Source organism: Streptomyces sp. AB3(2024) (genome assembly GCF_041862025.1).
Classification (GTDB): domain Bacteria; phylum Actinomycetota; class Actinomycetes; order Streptomycetales; family Streptomycetaceae; genus Streptomyces.
Genome location: NZ_JBGWAB010000016.1, coordinates 60438 through 75784, shown reverse-complemented (window position 1 = coordinate 75784; position 15347 = coordinate 60438). Strand labels below are relative to the sequence as shown.

At 72.7% G+C, this 15347-nt stretch carries 14 protein-coding genes; 4 read left to right on the top strand and 10 right to left on the bottom strand.

Annotation, left to right across the window (positions count from 1 at the left end):
* The first annotated feature begins 169 nt into the window (after positions 1-169).
* The gene (locus ACEPPI_RS09880) at positions 170-1816 is read left to right on the top strand and encodes a threonine/serine exporter family protein (RefSeq protein ID WP_373914851.1); all 1647 of its coding nucleotides are present in this window, start codon (positions 170-172) and stop codon (positions 1814-1816) included.
* Positions 1817-1945: 129 nt separating this feature from the next.
* On the opposite strand, the gene ACEPPI_RS09875 is transcribed toward ACEPPI_RS09880, so the two are convergent.
* From ACEPPI_RS09875 to ACEPPI_RS09855, 5 genes are all read right to left on the bottom strand, one after another.
* Positions 1946-2650 carry a DedA family protein gene (locus tag ACEPPI_RS09875; RefSeq protein WP_373914850.1) on the bottom strand — a complete coding sequence of 235 codons (705 nt, stop codon included), beginning with the start codon at positions 2648-2650 and terminating at the stop codon, positions 1946-1948.
* Positions 2651-2801: 151 nt separating this feature from the next.
* Positions 2802-3560: a MerR family transcriptional regulator gene (locus tag ACEPPI_RS09870; RefSeq protein WP_373914848.1), complete on the bottom strand. Its 759-nt coding sequence runs from the start codon at positions 3558-3560 to the stop codon at positions 2802-2804.
* Between the two features lie 83 nt (positions 3561-3643).
* Entirely contained in the window at positions 3644-4153 is a 510-nt protein-coding gene (locus ACEPPI_RS09865) for a DinB family protein (protein WP_371677954.1), read from the bottom strand.
* Positions 4154-4261: 108 nt separating this feature from the next.
* Positions 4262-5719 (bottom strand): aldehyde dehydrogenase family protein, encoded by a 1458-nt coding sequence (locus ACEPPI_RS09860; RefSeq protein WP_373914847.1) that lies wholly within the window; start codon positions 5717-5719, stop codon positions 4262-4264.
* 90 nt (positions 5720-5809) lie between these two features.
* Positions 5810-6688, bottom strand: a complete 879-nt coding sequence (locus ACEPPI_RS09855; RefSeq protein ID WP_373914845.1) for a helix-turn-helix domain-containing protein — start codon at positions 6686-6688, stop codon at positions 5810-5812.
* A 327-nt stretch (positions 6689-7015) separates the two neighbouring features.
* Between ACEPPI_RS09855 and ACEPPI_RS09850 the strand changes: the two genes are divergently transcribed.
* On the top strand, positions 7016-7525 hold the full coding sequence (locus ACEPPI_RS09850) for an ATP-binding protein (RefSeq protein WP_373914844.1): 510 nt from the start codon (positions 7016-7018) through the stop codon (positions 7523-7525).
* Positions 7526-7649: 124 nt separating this feature from the next.
* Here the strand turns inward: ACEPPI_RS09850 and ACEPPI_RS09845 are convergent, their stop codons facing one another.
* On the bottom strand, positions 7650-7895 hold the full coding sequence (locus tag ACEPPI_RS09845; RefSeq protein ID WP_030228447.1) for a DUF397 domain-containing protein: 246 nt from the start codon (positions 7893-7895) through the stop codon (positions 7650-7652).
* Positions 7896-8013: 118 nt separating this feature from the next.
* Complete coding sequence (locus ACEPPI_RS09840) at positions 8014-10071, bottom strand: FUSC family protein (RefSeq protein ID WP_373914843.1); 2058 nt, start codon at positions 10069-10071, stop codon at positions 8014-8016.
* 140 nt (positions 10072-10211) lie between these two features.
* Between ACEPPI_RS09840 and tatA the strand changes: the two genes are divergently transcribed.
* Positions 10212-10454 (top strand): Sec-independent protein translocase subunit TatA, encoded by a 243-nt coding sequence (gene tatA / locus ACEPPI_RS09835; RefSeq protein WP_373914842.1) that lies wholly within the window; start codon positions 10212-10214, stop codon positions 10452-10454.
* Here tatA and ACEPPI_RS09830 read toward each other — a convergent pair.
* A complete protein-coding gene (locus ACEPPI_RS09830; RefSeq protein WP_373914841.1) occupies positions 10451-11632 on the bottom strand; it encodes a DUF2786 domain-containing protein in 1182 nt (393 codons plus the stop codon). The genes tatA and ACEPPI_RS09830 overlap by 4 nt on opposite strands.
* Positions 11633-11753: 121 nt before the next feature.
* Between ACEPPI_RS09830 and ACEPPI_RS09825 the strand changes: the two genes are divergently transcribed.
* On the top strand, positions 11754-13481 hold the full coding sequence (locus ACEPPI_RS09825) for a bifunctional 3'-5' exonuclease/DNA polymerase (protein ID WP_373914840.1): 1728 nt from the start codon (positions 11754-11756) through the stop codon (positions 13479-13481).
* A gap of 33 nt (positions 13482-13514) precedes the next feature.
* On the opposite strand, the gene ACEPPI_RS09820 is transcribed toward ACEPPI_RS09825, so the two are convergent.
* Both ACEPPI_RS09820 and ACEPPI_RS09815 read right to left on the bottom strand, forming a co-directional pair.
* On the bottom strand, positions 13515-13988 hold the full coding sequence (locus ACEPPI_RS09820) for an N-acetyltransferase family protein (RefSeq protein WP_373914839.1): 474 nt from the start codon (positions 13986-13988) through the stop codon (positions 13515-13517).
* Between the two features lie 82 nt (positions 13989-14070).
* Positions 14071-15312: a serine hydrolase domain-containing protein gene (locus ACEPPI_RS09815; protein WP_373914838.1), complete on the bottom strand. Its 1242-nt coding sequence runs from the start codon at positions 15310-15312 to the stop codon at positions 14071-14073.
* Between the last annotated feature and the right edge of the window lie 35 nt (positions 15313-15347).

Here is a 15347-nt window from a genome sequence, read left to right as displayed (position 1 = left end):
CCCCCCCGCCCCCCCCCCCCCGCCCCCCCCCCCCCCCCCCCCCCCCCCCCCCCCCCCCCCCCCCCCCGGCGTTCCCGGGCCCTGCGCGGCGCACGCACCGGCTGGTTTCGCGACGGATGAAACGATTCCGCATACTGATACCGCCGTGTGATCAAGGGTGGGAGGATGCGTGGCGGAGGCCGAAGGGCCCGGTCCCGAGGACCGGAAGCCGAAGTCCGACGAGGCGCACAGCGCCTTCACCCCGCCCCCCGGGACCACGCCGGATGTGCCGGCCGAGGACCAGCCGACCTCCGAGTTCGCCGTCCCCGACGGCATGGCGGCGCCGCCCCCCGAAGCGGAGGAGGGCTCCGCCTTCGCCGCTCCGGCCACCTACAGCGCCCAGCACTCCCCGCCCGCCTACACCCCCGGTCCGGGCTTCCCGGTCGCGCGGATGAAGGAGTCCCCCTGGCAGGACCGGATGCGCACGATGCTGCGCATGCCGGTGGACGTGCGCCCGGTGCCCGAGCCGGTGCAGAAGCAGCCCGAGTCGGGCCCCGCCGTGGGCCGCGTGCTCGACCTCACGCTGCGCATCGGCGAGCTGCTGCTCGCGGGCGGCGAGGGCGCCGAGGACGTGGAGGCCGCGATGCTCGCCGTGGCCCGGTCCTACGGGCTGGACCGCTGCGAGCCCACCGTCACGTTCACGATGCTGTCGATCACCTACCACCCCTCCCTGGTGGGCAACCCGGTCTCGGCGAACCGCACCGTCCGCCGGCGCGGCACGGACTACACCCGGCTGGCCGCCGTCTTCCGGCTGGTGGACGACATCAGCGCGCACGAGGTGGACATCTCCCTGGAGGAGGCCTACCGCCGCCTCGCCGAGATCCGCCGCAACCGCCACCCGTACCCCACCTGGGTGCTCACGGCCGCCGCCGGACTGCTGGCGGGAGCCGCGTCCGTCCTGGTCGGCGGTGGGGTCACCGTGTTCTTCTGCGCGGCCCTCGGCGCCGTCCTCGGCGACCGGATGGCCTGGTACTGCGCCGGGCGCGGGCTGCCGGAGTTCTACCAGTTCGTGGTGGCGGCGATGCCCCCCGCGGCCATCGGCGTGGCCCTGAAGATCGCCGAGATCGACGTCCGCGCCTCCGCCGTGATCACCGGTGGGCTCTTCGCCCTGCTGCCCGGACGGGCCCTGGTCGCGGGCGTGCAGGACGGCCTGACCGGCTTCTACATCACGGCCTCGGCCCGGCTGCTGGAGGTCATGTACCTCTTCATCGGGATCATCGTCGGCGTGCTCGTGGTGCTCTACGTGGGCCTCCAGTTCGGCGCCCAGCCGAACCCGGACGAGATCCTGCAGATCCCCAGCCGGCCGGTGCTCCAGATCCTGGCCTCGATGGTCCTGGTGTTCACCTTCGCGATCCTGCTCCAGCAGGAGCGCTCGACGGTGTGGATCGTGACCCTCAACGGCGGGGTCGCCTGGGTCACCTTCGGCGCGCTGCGGGCCGCCGAGCTGCCCCCCGTACCGTCCACGGCCATCGCGGCCGGGCTGGTGGGCCTGTTCGGGCAGCTCTTCTCCCGCTACCGCTTCGCCTCCGCCCTGCCCTACGTCACGGCGGCCATCGGACCGCTGCTGCCGGGCTCGGCGACGTACTACGGGCTGCTGTCGATCGCCGAGAACCGGCTGGACGCGGGGCTGGCCTCGCTCGTCAACGCCGCCGCCATCGCCCTCGCCATCGCGATCGGGGTGAACCTGGGGTCGGAGGTCTCCCGGCTCTTCATGCGGATCCCGGGCGCGCAGAGCGCCGCCAAACGCCGGGCGGCCAAGCGGACCCGCGGCTTCTGAGCCCCGCGGCCCGTTCCCCGCGCACCGGCCCCCGCCGCGGGTCCCGTTCCCGCGCCGCCCGTCCCCGGGTACGCGAACGCCCCGGGGACACCTGGTCTCCGGGGCGTACGAGGGGCCGTGGCGGGCCGTCTAGCGCTTGGCGTGCCGCCCGCGCTGACCGGGGGCCTGCGGCTCCTCCGGGGCGCCGTACGGGGCCGCGGGAGCCTGCGCGGCGGCCTTCGCCTTCTCCTTGCGGGACTTCATCACCTCGAAGACCACCGGGATGACGGAGATCAGCACGATGCCGATGAAGATCGGCTCGACGTTGTTCTTGATGACCTCGAACTGGCCGAGCTGGTAGCCGAGGCAGGTGACGCCCGCGCCCCAGGCGATGCCGCCGATGACGTTGAAGGTCAGGAAGGTCCGGTACTTCATGGCGCCGGCGCCCGCGACCATCGGCGCGAAGGTGCGGATGATCGGCACGAAGCGGGCCAGCACGATCGCCTTGGGGCCGTGCTTCTCCATGAACTCGTGCGCGGCGTCCAGGTTCTCGCGCTTGAAGACCTTGCTGTTCGGCCGGTTGAAGAGCTTCGGGCCGAAGAACTTGCCGATCAGGTAGCCCACCTGGTCGCCGATGACCGCGGCGGCCACGATCAGGGTGCACACCAGCCACAGCGGCTGGCTGATGCTGCCGCTCGCGACGAACAGGCCCGCCGTGAAGAGCAGGGAGTCGCCGGGCAGGAACGCGAAGAGGCCGGACTCCGCGAAGACGATGACCAGGATGCCGATCAGGCCGAAATGCCCGATCAGGTACTCCGGGGACAGCCACTCAGGGCCGAGCGCAAGCGTGTACACGAGTTCCGGGCTCTCCTGGATCAGGGGGTGTCGGCGGTGGGGGGCGACAAGAAGCTGGTCTCAATTATCAACGCACACGACCCCCGCCGGGTTCCAGGCCCGGAGGGGGTCGTGTGAGCGAGATCGCGGCCACCGCACGGCGACGGGGCGGTTACACCTTGCGCACGGCGTTGGCCGTGATCGCGTCCCTCAGGTGCTCCGCGAGGCCCGGCCGCATGGCGTCGTAGAAGGCCTTGAAGCGCTCGTCCGAGACGTACATGTCACCGAGGCAGGTGTGCATCTCGTACGGGCAGTCGTAGAACCACCGCGTGATGTGCAGGCGGTGCTCCTCGGCCATGTCCATCGCGGCCACGCCCTCGGACGGCTCCCCCGACTCCATCAGCGCGGCGTACCGGGCGCTCCAGTCGGCGACCTCGTCCTGCATCCGCTGCCAGTCGGCCTTGGTGTACGAGGCGGCCCGGCGCTGCGACTCGGCGTAGGAGTCGGTGTGGCCCCACCTCTGCTCCGCCTCCTCCCGGTACTGCTCGGGGTCCTTGTCCCCGAAGACCTCGAACCTCTCCTCGGGCGTGAGGTTGATGCCCATCTTCTTCGCCTCCATGGCGTGCTCAACGGCCTTGGCCATCTGCTGGAGCCGGGCGATCCGTTCGGTCAGGAGGGCGTGCTGCCGGCGCAGGTGCTCCCTCGGGTCCGATTCCGGATCGTCCAGCAGGACCGCGACCTCTTCGAGCGGGAAGCCGAGCTCCCGGTAGAACAGGATCCGCTGCAGCCGGTCGAGGTCGGCGTCGTCGTACCGCCGGTGCCCCGCCCCGCTGCGCCCGCTCGGGGAGAGCAGGCCGATCTCGTCGTAGTGGTGCAGGGTGCGCACCGTCACCCCGGCGAAACCGGCGACCTGGCCCACGGAGTAGCCCATCTTCCCGCTCCTCTGGTTGGGTACGCCCTTCACTGTGGGTCCTCACGCCGCGTGAGGTGCAAGTCCCTTCCGGGGCGGACCGGCTAGCCCATGGCCTTCGTGCCGTCCAGGGACTCCCGGATGATGTCCGCGTGGCCCGCGTGCCGGGCGAACTCGCGCACCAGGTGCAGCAGCATCCAGCGGATGGACACCTCGGCGTCGGGGAACCAGGGCGCCGGCGGGAGCGGGAACGAGTCGTCCAGGCTGGGCACTGACGCGACGAAGGCGTCCGTCTCCTCCTTGACCCCGTCCCAGAAGGCGAGCGCCGAGGCGGTGGTCTCGTCCTCGGTCAGCCGGAAGCCCTCGTGCCAGTCCTGCGGGGCCCGACCGTGCTCGTTCGGCTTGCCCTGGGCCATCCGCAGCCAGTTCAGCTCCACCTCGGCCGCGTGCTTGACCAGACCGGACAGCGACAGCTCGCTCGCGGTGGGACGGCTCGCGGCCTGCTCCTCCGTCAGCCCGCGGGCCGCCTGCCGCAGCGCCTCGCGCTGGTTCTCGACGAAGAGCAGGAGCGTGCCGCGCTCGTCGCCGGGGATCTCTTCGGTGGGGTGAGCCATGACCGACCGCCTTTTTCCGTGTGGGGCGCTTCCCGCGTCCCCCGTCTTTCCTGCTGACGGGAACCACGCTACGGAGCAATGCGGTCAGGGCGTGTCCTCTATGAGGCCCTAGAACGGAAAGTTCGTCCGGCCGTGCTGCACCGAGATCCACTTCTGGGTGGTGAAGGCCTCCACCGTGGCCTCGCCCCCCAGGCGGCCCAGGCCCGAGGCCTTCTCCCCGCCGAAGGCGGTCAGCGGCTCGTCGCCGATGGTGGAGTCGTTGACATGGATCATCCCGGTCTCGATGCGCTGCGCGAAGCGGACACCGCGCTCGACGTCCCGCGTGTGCACGGCCCCGCTCAGCCCGTAGGGGGTGGCGTTGGTCAGGCGCACGGCCTCCTCCTCGCCGTCGAAGACCACCAGCAGGGCCACGGGGCCGAAGATCTCCTGGCCCAGCAGGGGGGAGTCCTCGGGGAGTCCGGCCAGGACGGTCGGTTCGACGAGGTTGCCGCGCGTAGACCCGCGGACGAGCGCCCGGGCGCCCGACTCGACGGCGCGGTCCACGAGCGCGGTCAGGGCGTCGGCCTGGAAGGAGTTGATCAGCGGGCCGATGTGGGTGTCGGCCTCGCGGGGGTCGCCGGTCTTCAGGGCGCGGACCCGGGCGGTGAACTTCTCCGTGAACTCCTCGGCCACGGAGGCGTCGACGAGGATCCGGTTGGCGGCCATGCAGACCTGGCCCTGGAAGACGAAGCGGCTGAAGACGGCCGCGTCCACCGCGTAGTCGACGTCGGCGTCGTCGAGGACGACGAGGGCGCTGTTGCCGCTCAGTTCCAGGACGGTCCGCTTGAAGTGGCGGGCGGCGACGGCTCCGACGTGCCGGCCGGTGCGGTCGGAGCCGGCGAAGGAGATGACCTTCGGGACGGGGTGGGTGAGGATCGCGTCGCCTATCTCGGCGATGTCGGTGACCAGGACGTTGAGGAGTCCGGCGGGCAGCCCCGCGTCCTCGAAGATCTTGGCGATGATCCCGCCGCCCGCGACCGGGGCGTTCTGGTTCGGCTTGATCAGGACGGCATTGCCCAGCGCCAGGGCCGGGGCGACCGACTTCAGAGTGACCAGGAAGGGGAAGTTGAAGGGGCTGATCACGGCGACGACCCCGACGGGGAGGCGCTGGACCCGGTTCTCCTTGCCCGCGACCGGCGAGGGCAGGATGCGGCCCTCGGGGCGGACGGCCAGCTGGATCGCCTCGCGGAGGAACTCCATCGCGAGGTGGACCTCGTACTCGGCCTTGGGACGGGTCCCGCCGAGCTCGTCGATCATCGCCTCGACGATCTCCTTGTGGCGTTCCTCGGTGATGCGCAGGGCGCGTTCGAGGACGGCACGTCTCGCGTAGGGGGTGGTCGCCGCCCAGTCGCGCTGGGCCCGCTCGGCCGCGCGGTAGGCCCGGTCCACCTGCTCGACGGTGGCCACCGTGATGGCCGCGAGCTTCTCCCCGTTGTACGGGTTGACGTCGATGATGTCCCACGAACCGGTGCCGGCCAGCCATTCGCCGTCGATGTACTGGTGAGCCAGGTCGGTGAATATCGACATGCCATCCCTTACTGCGAGCGCGCACCCGTGCGCTGCACCGGAGACCGATCGGTCAGTCATGCACTGATCAGACGTCATAGTACGTGCGGATCAAGACAGTTGGAGCAGTCCACGCAGGAGATCGCGTGTCTTGTCAGGGTCTGGACAATCGGCCTGAAGCCGCTCCATCGCCCGCGAGTACTGCCCCACTTCCTCTTCTTTGTCCAGGTAGAGGGCACTGGTGAGCTGTTCCAGATAGACGATGTCCTGCAGGTCGGACTCGGGGAAGCGCAGCAGGGTGAAGGCTCCGCTCTCGCCCGCGTGCCCGCCGAAGGAGAAGGGCATCACCTGGAGGTGCACGTTGGGCCGCTGGCTGATCTCGATCAGGTGTTCCAACTGCCCGCGCATCACGTCGCGGTCGCCGTAGGGGCGGCGCAGCGCGGCCTCGTCGAGGACGGCGTGGAAGACCGGAGCGTTCTCGGAGACCAGGACCTTCTGGCGCTCCAGGCGCAGCGCCACGCGGCGGTCGATCTCGGCGGCGCCCGCGCCGCGCATGCCGCGCTGGACGACGGCGTGCGCGTACGCCTCCGTCTGGAGCAGGCCGTGGATGAACTGCACCTCGTAGATGCGGATGAGGGAGGCCGCGCCCTCCAGTCCGACGTAGGTCTGGAACCACCCGGGCAGCACGTCGCCATAACTGTGCCACCAGCCCGCCGCGTTGGCCTCCCGGACCAGCCCCAGCAGGGACTCGCGCTCCGCGCCGTCCGTGACCCCGTAGAGCGTCAGGAGGTCTTCGACGTCCCTGGCCTTGAAGCTCACCCTTCCCAACTCCAAGCGGCTGATCTTCGATTCGGATGCGCGGATCGAGTAGCCGGCCGCCTCACGGGTGATGCCGCGGGATTCTCGGAGTCGCCTGAGCTGTGAGCCCAGGAGGATGCGGCGCACCACGGAACCGCTGGCTTCTGCGGTCACTAGTCCTGCCCTCCCCATCGCAATGTCTGCGCGTGTGCGTCATGGGCCCCCGTACCCCGGTGCGAGAGTCTGCCACCAAAACGCATCGGACCGTACTCGTTCTGTAACGGAATCCGGCGTCCCGGAAAAGAAGTCCGTAAGTATGCGTAGGAAGAAATGAGCAAGAACCATCACGGGAGTGGACAGGTCCGGCGCGTGCACGTGCATCTGCCCTTGCATCCGGCTTCGGCATTCGGAACGATGGTGCCGCGCACCTGCGTGCTCTTCGCGCCGGCGCCGGACCCACCCCGCAGTTCTCTTCGGACAAAGCCGCCGCGCCGTCCGCGAATCCCGGGAGTGCCTCGCATGGGGACGAATGGATCGACCGTGCTAGAGCCGTTACGGCAGGGGCTGCCCCCGGTCGACCCCACGGCTGTCTCCGGGTCCGCCTCCTGCGCCCTGCCCGCCCGCTTCGAGGCGGTGCGCGGCGCCCGTTCGTTCACCCGGTCCACCCTGTCCCAGTGGGGCCTGGACGAACGCTTCGACGACGTCTCCCTGGTCGTGTCCGAACTCGTCACCAACGCGCTGCGGCACGCCCTGCCGGACGACGCGCGCGGCTGCGGCGGGGAGCCCGAGGGCTCCGTGCGGCTGCACCTGATGCGGTGGAGCACCCGGCTGGTGTGCGCGGTGCGCGACCCCAGCGAGGAGCGGCCGGGCGGCGCGTTCACACCGGAGCGGACGGACGAGAACTGTGACCTGGAGTCCGGGCGCGGACTGTTCCTCGTGGACGCCTACAGCGACAACTGGGGCTGGCACCCGCTCGCGGGCAGGCTGACCGGCAAGGTCGTCTGGGCGCTCTTCATGCTCCAGGACTGACCCTCCCGAGGGGGCCGCGCCGACGGGGAGCACGACGCCGCGAACAGGACAACTGGCCGGGGTTGATCGTTTCGATCAGTCCCGGCCAGTGCACGTGCACGGCTCGAATTGATGCGCTGTTCCGTCAGCCGATCAGATGATCGAACTCCCCGTCCTTGACGCCCAGCAGCAGCGCCTCGATCTCGGCCGGCGTATACACGAGCGCCGGTCCGTCGGGAAAGCGCGAATTGCGCATGGCGACGTCACCGCCGGGCAGTTTGGCGAACTCCACGCAGGATCCCTGCGAGTTGCTGTGTCTGCTCTTCTGCCAGGTCAGCTCATACAAGGAAGCGAGTTCTGCAGCTGCCATCCCGTTGTACGCGTGGTCCACAGGAAGCCCCCGATAGTGCAGATGTCAACTCCACCGGATCATAGCTGTGTTCATCAGTGCATGCATGGGCAGATGCACGTGCACGCGCGGTGCAGAACCGGTCACTGTTGATCACTTTCTACGGGCGGAGCGCCTCGGACACCTCGTCCAGCGCCTCCAGAAGCTGCTCCCCGGCCCCCCGCAGAACGGCTGTTTCCGGGGCGTTCCCGTCGGGCAGCAGTCCCCGGACCCCTTCCCACTCCGGGACCCGCCGCTCCCGCACCGCCTTCGCCCCCGCCTCGGTCGCCTCGCGCAGGGCCCGTGCCAGCTCCGCCGCCCCCGGCACCGGGGCGTGGGTCCGGTCCGGCAGGTGGGCCTCCCACAGCATCGCGTGGCGGCCCAGCGCCGCAAGGGCGTCCCCCGCCCCGTCGGCGGCCGCACGGGACAGCCCCCGGTGCCGCACCGGCTCCCCCGCCGCCCGCGCGAGCGCCTCCTGCCAGGCGATCCGGGCGTCCCGGGACGCCAGCAGCGCCTCCCGCACGTCGGCCCGCCGGGCCCCGGCCGGGTCGGCGTACTGCCCGAGCACGGCGGCCGCGTACCGCCCTACGGCAGCCAGCCAGTCGGCGAGGCGGGTCCGCAGCCGCGGGGTCTCCCAGGCGGGGTAGACGGCGTACGCCACCATCGCCAGGACCCCGCCGACCAGGGTCAGGGCGATCCGGTCGGGGACGGTCTGGTCCCAGCGGACGCCGCCCATGCCGAGCAGGAAGACAACGTAGGCCGAGACGAAGGCCTGTGCGACGGCGTACCCGGTGCGCATCAGGGTGTACATCAGGCCCGCGCTGACCACGGCGAGCGCGCCCGACAGGTACATCCCGGGCTGCGCCAGCTGCACGATCGCGGTCGCGGCGAAGACCCCGACCAGGGTGCCGCCGAACCGGGCCACGGCCCGGGACCAGGTCTGGGTGAAGTCGGGCCGCATCACCATCACCGAGGTCATCGGCGCCCAGTAGGCGTGCCCGAACGGCAGCGCCTGCCCGATCAGATATCCCGCGCAGGCCACCGCCGTGACCCGTACGGCGTGCCGCAGGATCGGCGACCCCGGCCGCAGTTCGGCCCGTACGGCCCGCGCCACCAGCGGCACCAGCTCCGGCAGCGTGGGCCGCAGCATCGACTCGGCCGGGTCGGCGATCCGCCCGGACCCCGGACCGGACCCCGGACCGGCCGTCTCCAGGACGTCGTCCAGCAGCGCGGCCAGCCGCCGCGCGGCCCGCAGCGGCGGGCCCGCGAGCAGGTCGGGCAGGTCCGGGGCCTTGAGCACGGACAGGGCCGGCGCGGGCAGCCGTACGGGGTCCCCGTGGCGGATCGCGTGCGCGGCGGCGTCCAGCACCGTCCCGGCGGCGGCGAGCAGCTCCCGCACGCGCTCCCGGGCCGGACCCTCCGCGGGAGCCCCGACGGCCGGGTCGGCGAGCGAGGCCAGCACGGGCCGGATCCGCTCGGCCAGACCCCGCGCCCCGTGCAGTTCGGCCGGCCGCCGCCGGGCCTGGCGGACGGTGACGGCGGCGGCGTCCCGCGCCTTCATCAGCGGTACGGGGTCGAAGGAGGCGGCGGGGTCCTGCCGCAGCCGGCGGGCGTAGTCGGCCTCGGCGGCGAGCGCGTCGGCCAGGGCGTCGCGCCGGTCGCCCCAGCGGCGGATCGGGAACATCACGATCAGCAGCGCCTGGACCATCCCTCCGGCCGCGATCACCACGGCGTGCCCGGCGGCCTGCGCGACGGAGGTCGGCAGGGTGACGGTGACCAGCATGATCGCGACGTTGCCCGAGGCGATGATCCCGGCGGTGGGCCCGGCCGCCCACAGCATCCCCGTCACGAACGTCCAGACGGCTAGCAGGAGCAGGAAGAGCACGGTGGTGGAGGAGCCCACCAGGTAGCCGACGAAGGTGGAGACGGCCAGGGTCAGCCCCGAGGCGAGGGCGAGCACCGGGCGCGGGCGCCAGCTCTGCTGGAAGGAGGCGATGGCGGCCATGAAGGCGCCGAAGGCGGAACTGGCCGCTGCCCCGGGCCCGAGGAAGGCCAGCCCGAAGCCGATGACGAGCGCGAGCCCGGCGGCGGCGCGGACCGCGGCGAGCGGCTCCAGCCGGGTCCGTTCCACCGTCATGCCCGAGCGGGCGGTGTCCTTCAGCGCCCGGAGCCAGCTCATGGCGTCGAGCGTAGCCGTTTTCAGGGTTTCTTCAGGGTTTCTTCAGGTTTGTGCGCAGCCCTTGCCCCGCTGTTCCATGGGACGGATCATCAACCGGCCGAAGTCACGGTCCGGCCGTCGTCCGAAAGGTGGGTACGCACATGCTCCGCAATGGCCTAGAGCCCTGGCACCTGATCATCGTCCTGGTGGTGTGCCTGCTGGTGTTCGGCTCGAAGAAGCTGCCCGACATGGCCCGTTCCCTGGGGAAGTCGGCGCGCATCCTGAAGTCGGAGGCCCGGGCCATGCGCACGGAGGACGGCGCCCGCCCGGAGACCCGCCCGGAGACCCCGGCCGCCCAGACCCCGGCCGCCCAGACCCCGGCCGCCCAGCCTCCGGCCGTCTAGCCCCTGCCGGGAAGCGAGGGCCGCCGCCCCGCGCCCACGTGCGCGGCGTCGGCGGCCGCCGTGCCGTCCTCCCAGCCCGCGTGGTCGGTGGCGCCGCGCAGCCGGGTCGTCGTGGTCCGGGGGAACATCTCGTCCGCCCGCGAGGTGACGGCGACGTCCCGGGCCACCAGGGCGGGCAGGTTGTCCGCCGCCTCGGTGGCCGTGTGCTCGGCGGTCTCCGCCAGCCGGCGGCCGAGCCGACTGGCGTAGGCGAGCAGGAAGGACTGCCGGAAGGTCTTGGTCCGCTTGCGCCCGCCGGCCCGCTGCGCCGCTTCGGCCCGGGTCATCGCCGCCGTGCCCTGCACGAGCAGGGAGGTGTGCAGCAGCTCCACCGCCTCCAGGTCGCTCTCGAAGCCGACCACCGTGGAGAACTCGAAGCCGCTGTTCCACACCGCCCGGCAGCGGTTGGCGGTGGCCACCGCGTCCAGCAGCACCGCCTTGGCCTCCTCGTACGGGGGCTCCACCCCGATCCGGCAGGCCCCCGGGACCTGCGCCGGGCCGCCGCCGCGCGCCGCCAGCAACGCCTCGTCCACCGTGTGGCGGGCCATCAGCTCCTGCGCCTTCGCGCTGAGCGCCTCGGCCTCCTCCGGGTACGTCGTCGCCTCGGCCTTCGCGAGCAGCGCCCGGATCCGCCCCAGCATCCGCGGCTCGATGTGCGCGTGCGCCTGCTCGGTGAGGTCACCGGGGAGCGGGCCGACCGGTTCGATCGACGGCAGCCGCACCAGCAGCCGCAGCACCTCCAGGACGGCAGTGGCCAGGGTGAACCGGTCCGCCTTGACGCGCCGCGCGAGCTGTTCGGCGTACGCCCCGTCCTCGTCCCACCAGAGCTCGGCGTCGGTCCACCGCTCCGGGAGGCGTGCGTAGCGGCGCGCCTCGGCGGCCACCAGGTCGGCGGTGATCCGCAGGTGGAGCTCGTCCAGGTCGCGGCGGACCAGCCGCAGCACGTCGGCGGGCTGCCAGCCCCGCTCCCAGGCCTGCCGTACGTACGCCTCCCCGCGCGCGAGCAGCTCCCGCCCGACCCCGCCCCACCTCGCGGGCTCGGCGGCGAGCACGGAGGCGCCCGTGTCCAGCCCGGCGTCGTCCTGGGCGTAGAGGGCGGCGGCGAAGGCCCGGTCAACGGTTGCGGCGAACTCACTCACCCCTTCAGCTTGACATGCCCCCCGCGCCCGGCCGGTCCGCTCCCGGCGCGCGCGGCCCCGCCCCCGCGGCCCGGCCGCGCCGGGAAGGCCCTTGTCAGACCCCGGTGGGACACTCGCACCCGTGAGCGACGCACCCGGCCCCTGGGCCCTCGCCGAAGACGGCGACGGCTGGTGGCACGCCGCGCCCGTGCCGCCCGCCACCGGCTCCCGCCTGCGCGTCCGCGACCCCGCCGAGGCCGTCCGGGCCGCCCCCGCCGCGACCCGCTGGATCTGGCGGTCCACCGCCGCCGTCTACCCCCGCCTGCTCGCCGCCGGCGTCCGTGTCGAGCGCTGCCACGACGTCGAGGACGCCGAGCTGCTGCTCCTCGGCCACGAGGGCCGCTTCGGCGAACCCCGCTCCGCGGCCGCCGCCTGGGCGCGCCTCAACGACGCGCCCGTCCCGGCGGACCCCCCGCAGCGCGCCGCCGAACCCGGCACCCAGGACTCCCTCTTCGACCCGCGGCCCGCCGTCCCGGTCTCCCTCGACGCCCTGCTCGCCGTCCACGCCGACCAGACGCGCCGCCTCGCCGCGACCGACCGTCCCGACCGGATGCGGCTGCTCACCGCCTCCGAGTCGGCCGCGTTCCTGATCGCGGCCGAGATGCACCGGGCCGGGCTGCCCTGGCGAGCCGACGTCCACCGCGCCCTGCTGACCGAGCTGCTGGGCGAGCGCTACGCGGGCCGTGGCGAGCCCCGCCGGCTCGCCGCGCTCGCCGACGAGGTCTCCGCCGCGTTCGGCCGCCGCGTGCGCCCCGATCTGCCGGCCGACGTGATCAAGGCGTTCGCGGAGGCCGGGATCAAGCTGCGCTCCACCCGGCGCTGGGAGATCCAGGAGCTCGCGCATCCGGCCGTGGAACCGCTGATCGCCTACAAGAAGCTGTACCGGATCTACACCGCCCACGGCTGGTCCTGGCTGGCCGACTGGGTCCACGACGGCCGTTTCCGCCCCGAGTTCCTCCCCGGCGGCACCCTCACCGGCCGCTGGGTCACCAACGGCGGCGGGGCGCTGCAGATCCCGAAGGTGATCCGGCGGGCGGTCGTCGCCGATCCCGGCTGGCGGCTGGTCGTCGCCGACGCCGACCAGATGGAGCCGCGCGTCCTCGCCGCGATCTCCCGCGACCCGGCCTTCATGGAGGTGGCGGGCCGCGCCGAGGACCTCTACGCGGCCGTCTCCCGCCAGGGCTTCTCCGGCGACCGGGAACAGGCCAAGCTCGCCGTCCTCGGCGCGGTCTACGGGCAGACCTCCGGCGACGGCCTGAAGAACCTGGCCGCGCTGCGCCGCCGGTTCCCGCGGGCGGTGGCCTGCGTGGACGAGGCCGCGCGGGCGGGCGAGGAGGGCCGGCTCGTGCGGACCTGGCTCGGCCGGACCTGCCCGCCGCCCGTGACCGCCGCCGAGGACGACGGGGGCGAAGCGGGGCTCCCCCAGGACTCCGGGGACCTCCCGGACGGCACCGGCCGCCCGGACCGCGGGAGCCGCCCGGACGGCTGGACACCGAGCTACGCCTCCGCCGACACCCGCGCCCGGGGCCGCTTCACCCGCAACTTCGTCGTGCAGGGCAGCGCCGCCGACTGGGCCCTGCTGATGCTCGCCGCGCTGCGCCAGTCCCTCGCCTCGGCGGGGATGCGCGCGGAGCTGGTGTTCTTCCAGCACGACGAGGTGATCGTGCACTGCCCCGCCGAGGAGGCGCCTGCCGTCGCCGAGGCGATCCGGGCCGCCGCCGACCGGGCGGGCCGCCTCACCTTCGGCAACACTCCGGTCCGCTTCCCCTTCACCACCGCGGTCGTGGAGTGCTACGCCGACGCGAAATGACCCGCGTCGGCCGCAGGGCACCCGGGCCGTTCCTCAGGCCCGGCCGAAGTCGTGGAAGTACACGTGGAACTCCTCGCGCACGAAGCCCTCCGACTCGTACAGCCCCTGCGCGACCCGGTTGTCGTAGGCGGTCTCCAGCTGCACCCCCGCCACCCCTTCCTCCCGTGCCCGGCGCAGCACCTCGCGCAGCAGCGCCCGGCCCGCGCCGGTGCGGCGGCCGGACGGGGCGACGTAGAGGTCGTTGAGGATCCACGCCGTGCCCAGGGTGAGGGAGGAGAAGGCCCGGTAGACCTGTGCGAAGCCGACCGTTCCGGCTCCGGGCACGTCCGCGAGCAGCACCAGCGACTCGCCCTTCGCGATGCGCCGGGCGAGGAACTCCCGGGCGCCCTGCCGGTCCCGGGCCGCGGGCACCCCGTAGAAGTCGAGGTAGCCGAGGAACAGCCCGGTGGCCGTCTCCACGTCCGCCCCGCCCGCTTCGCGGATCTCCACCGTCAGGTCGTCACCCATGTACGTCTCCCTCGTTCCGCCGTCGTGCCCGCCCCATTGTGCGCGGGGCGGGCGGGCGGGAGCGGCGGATCCTGGAGGTCCCTCAGTGGCCCGTGACGGGCTGCGGGGGCAGCCTGAAGAGGTGCTGGGGGGTGACGACCCGGGTAATGGCCTCACCGAACAGGGCACTGGGCTCGGCGCCGTCGGAGGCGGTGTCCGTGTTGAGCAGGACGACCATGGTGGCCCGCTCCTGCGGCAGGTACACGGTCAGCGACTGGTAGCCGGGCAGGGATCCGTTGTGGCCGATCCAGCCCTCGACGTTGAAGATGCCCAGGCCGTAGCCGGTGTCCGGGAGGTCACCGGCCGGGCTCACCTTCAGCCGCTCCGCCTGGGTGGCGGGGGTCAGCAGGGTGCCGGTGGCCAGGGTCTTGGCCCAGCTCCGCAGGTCGGGGAGGTCGGAGATCATCGCTCCGGCCGCCCAGCCCCAGGAGGGGTTCCAGTCGGTGGCGTCCTCGGTCTTCCCGCTGGCGGTCTGGTCCGTGTAGCCGTGCGCGTGCGGACTCGGGAACTCCGCGCCGGTCGGGAAGAGGGTGTGCTTCAGCCGGGCGGGCTTGACCACCTGCTGGTCGATGTAGTCGGCGAGCTTCTTCCCGCTCACCTTCTCCACCACCAGCCCCAGCAGGATCAGGTTGGTGTTGGAGTACTCGAACCTGGCGTCCGGCGCGAAGTTCACGGGGTGCCCGAAGGAGTACGCGAGGAGCTCCCGCGGCGTGAAGTTCCGCCGGGGGTTGCTCGTCAGGGCCTTGAAGAACCCTTCGTCCTCCGAGTAGTTGAACAGTCCGCTGCGCATGCCGGCCAGCTCGCGCAGGGTGATCCTGTCGCCGTTCGGGACGCCCGCGACGTACCGGCCGACGGTGTCGTCCAGGCCCACCTTGCCCTGGTCGACCAGTCTCAGCAGGGCCGTCACGGTGAAGGTCTTCGTCTCGCTGCCGATCCGCATGTTCAGGCCGGGTGTCATGGGCGTTCCGGTCGCCTTGTCGGCCACGCCGAAGGCCCGTACGTACTCGCCCTTGCCGGGGGCGGAGAGGGCCACGATGACCCCGGGGACCCTGGCCTCGCGCAGCACCTTCAGCACGGCCGCGTCCAGCCGCGCCGTCACCTCGGGGGTGAGCTTCGGGAACCCCTGGGCCGCGGGGGTCGGGGAGGGCGTGGCCGCGGGGGTCGCCGCTGCCGCCGCCGGGGGCGCTTGCGCGTACCGGGCGTAGCCCGCTCCGACGCCGACCGGCACCACCACCAGACCCGCCGCGGCGGCCGCGACCGCCGCGCTGCGCCACCGTGTCGTCATGCCCGGCCTCCTGCCCGTGCGCCGCCGCCCCCTCC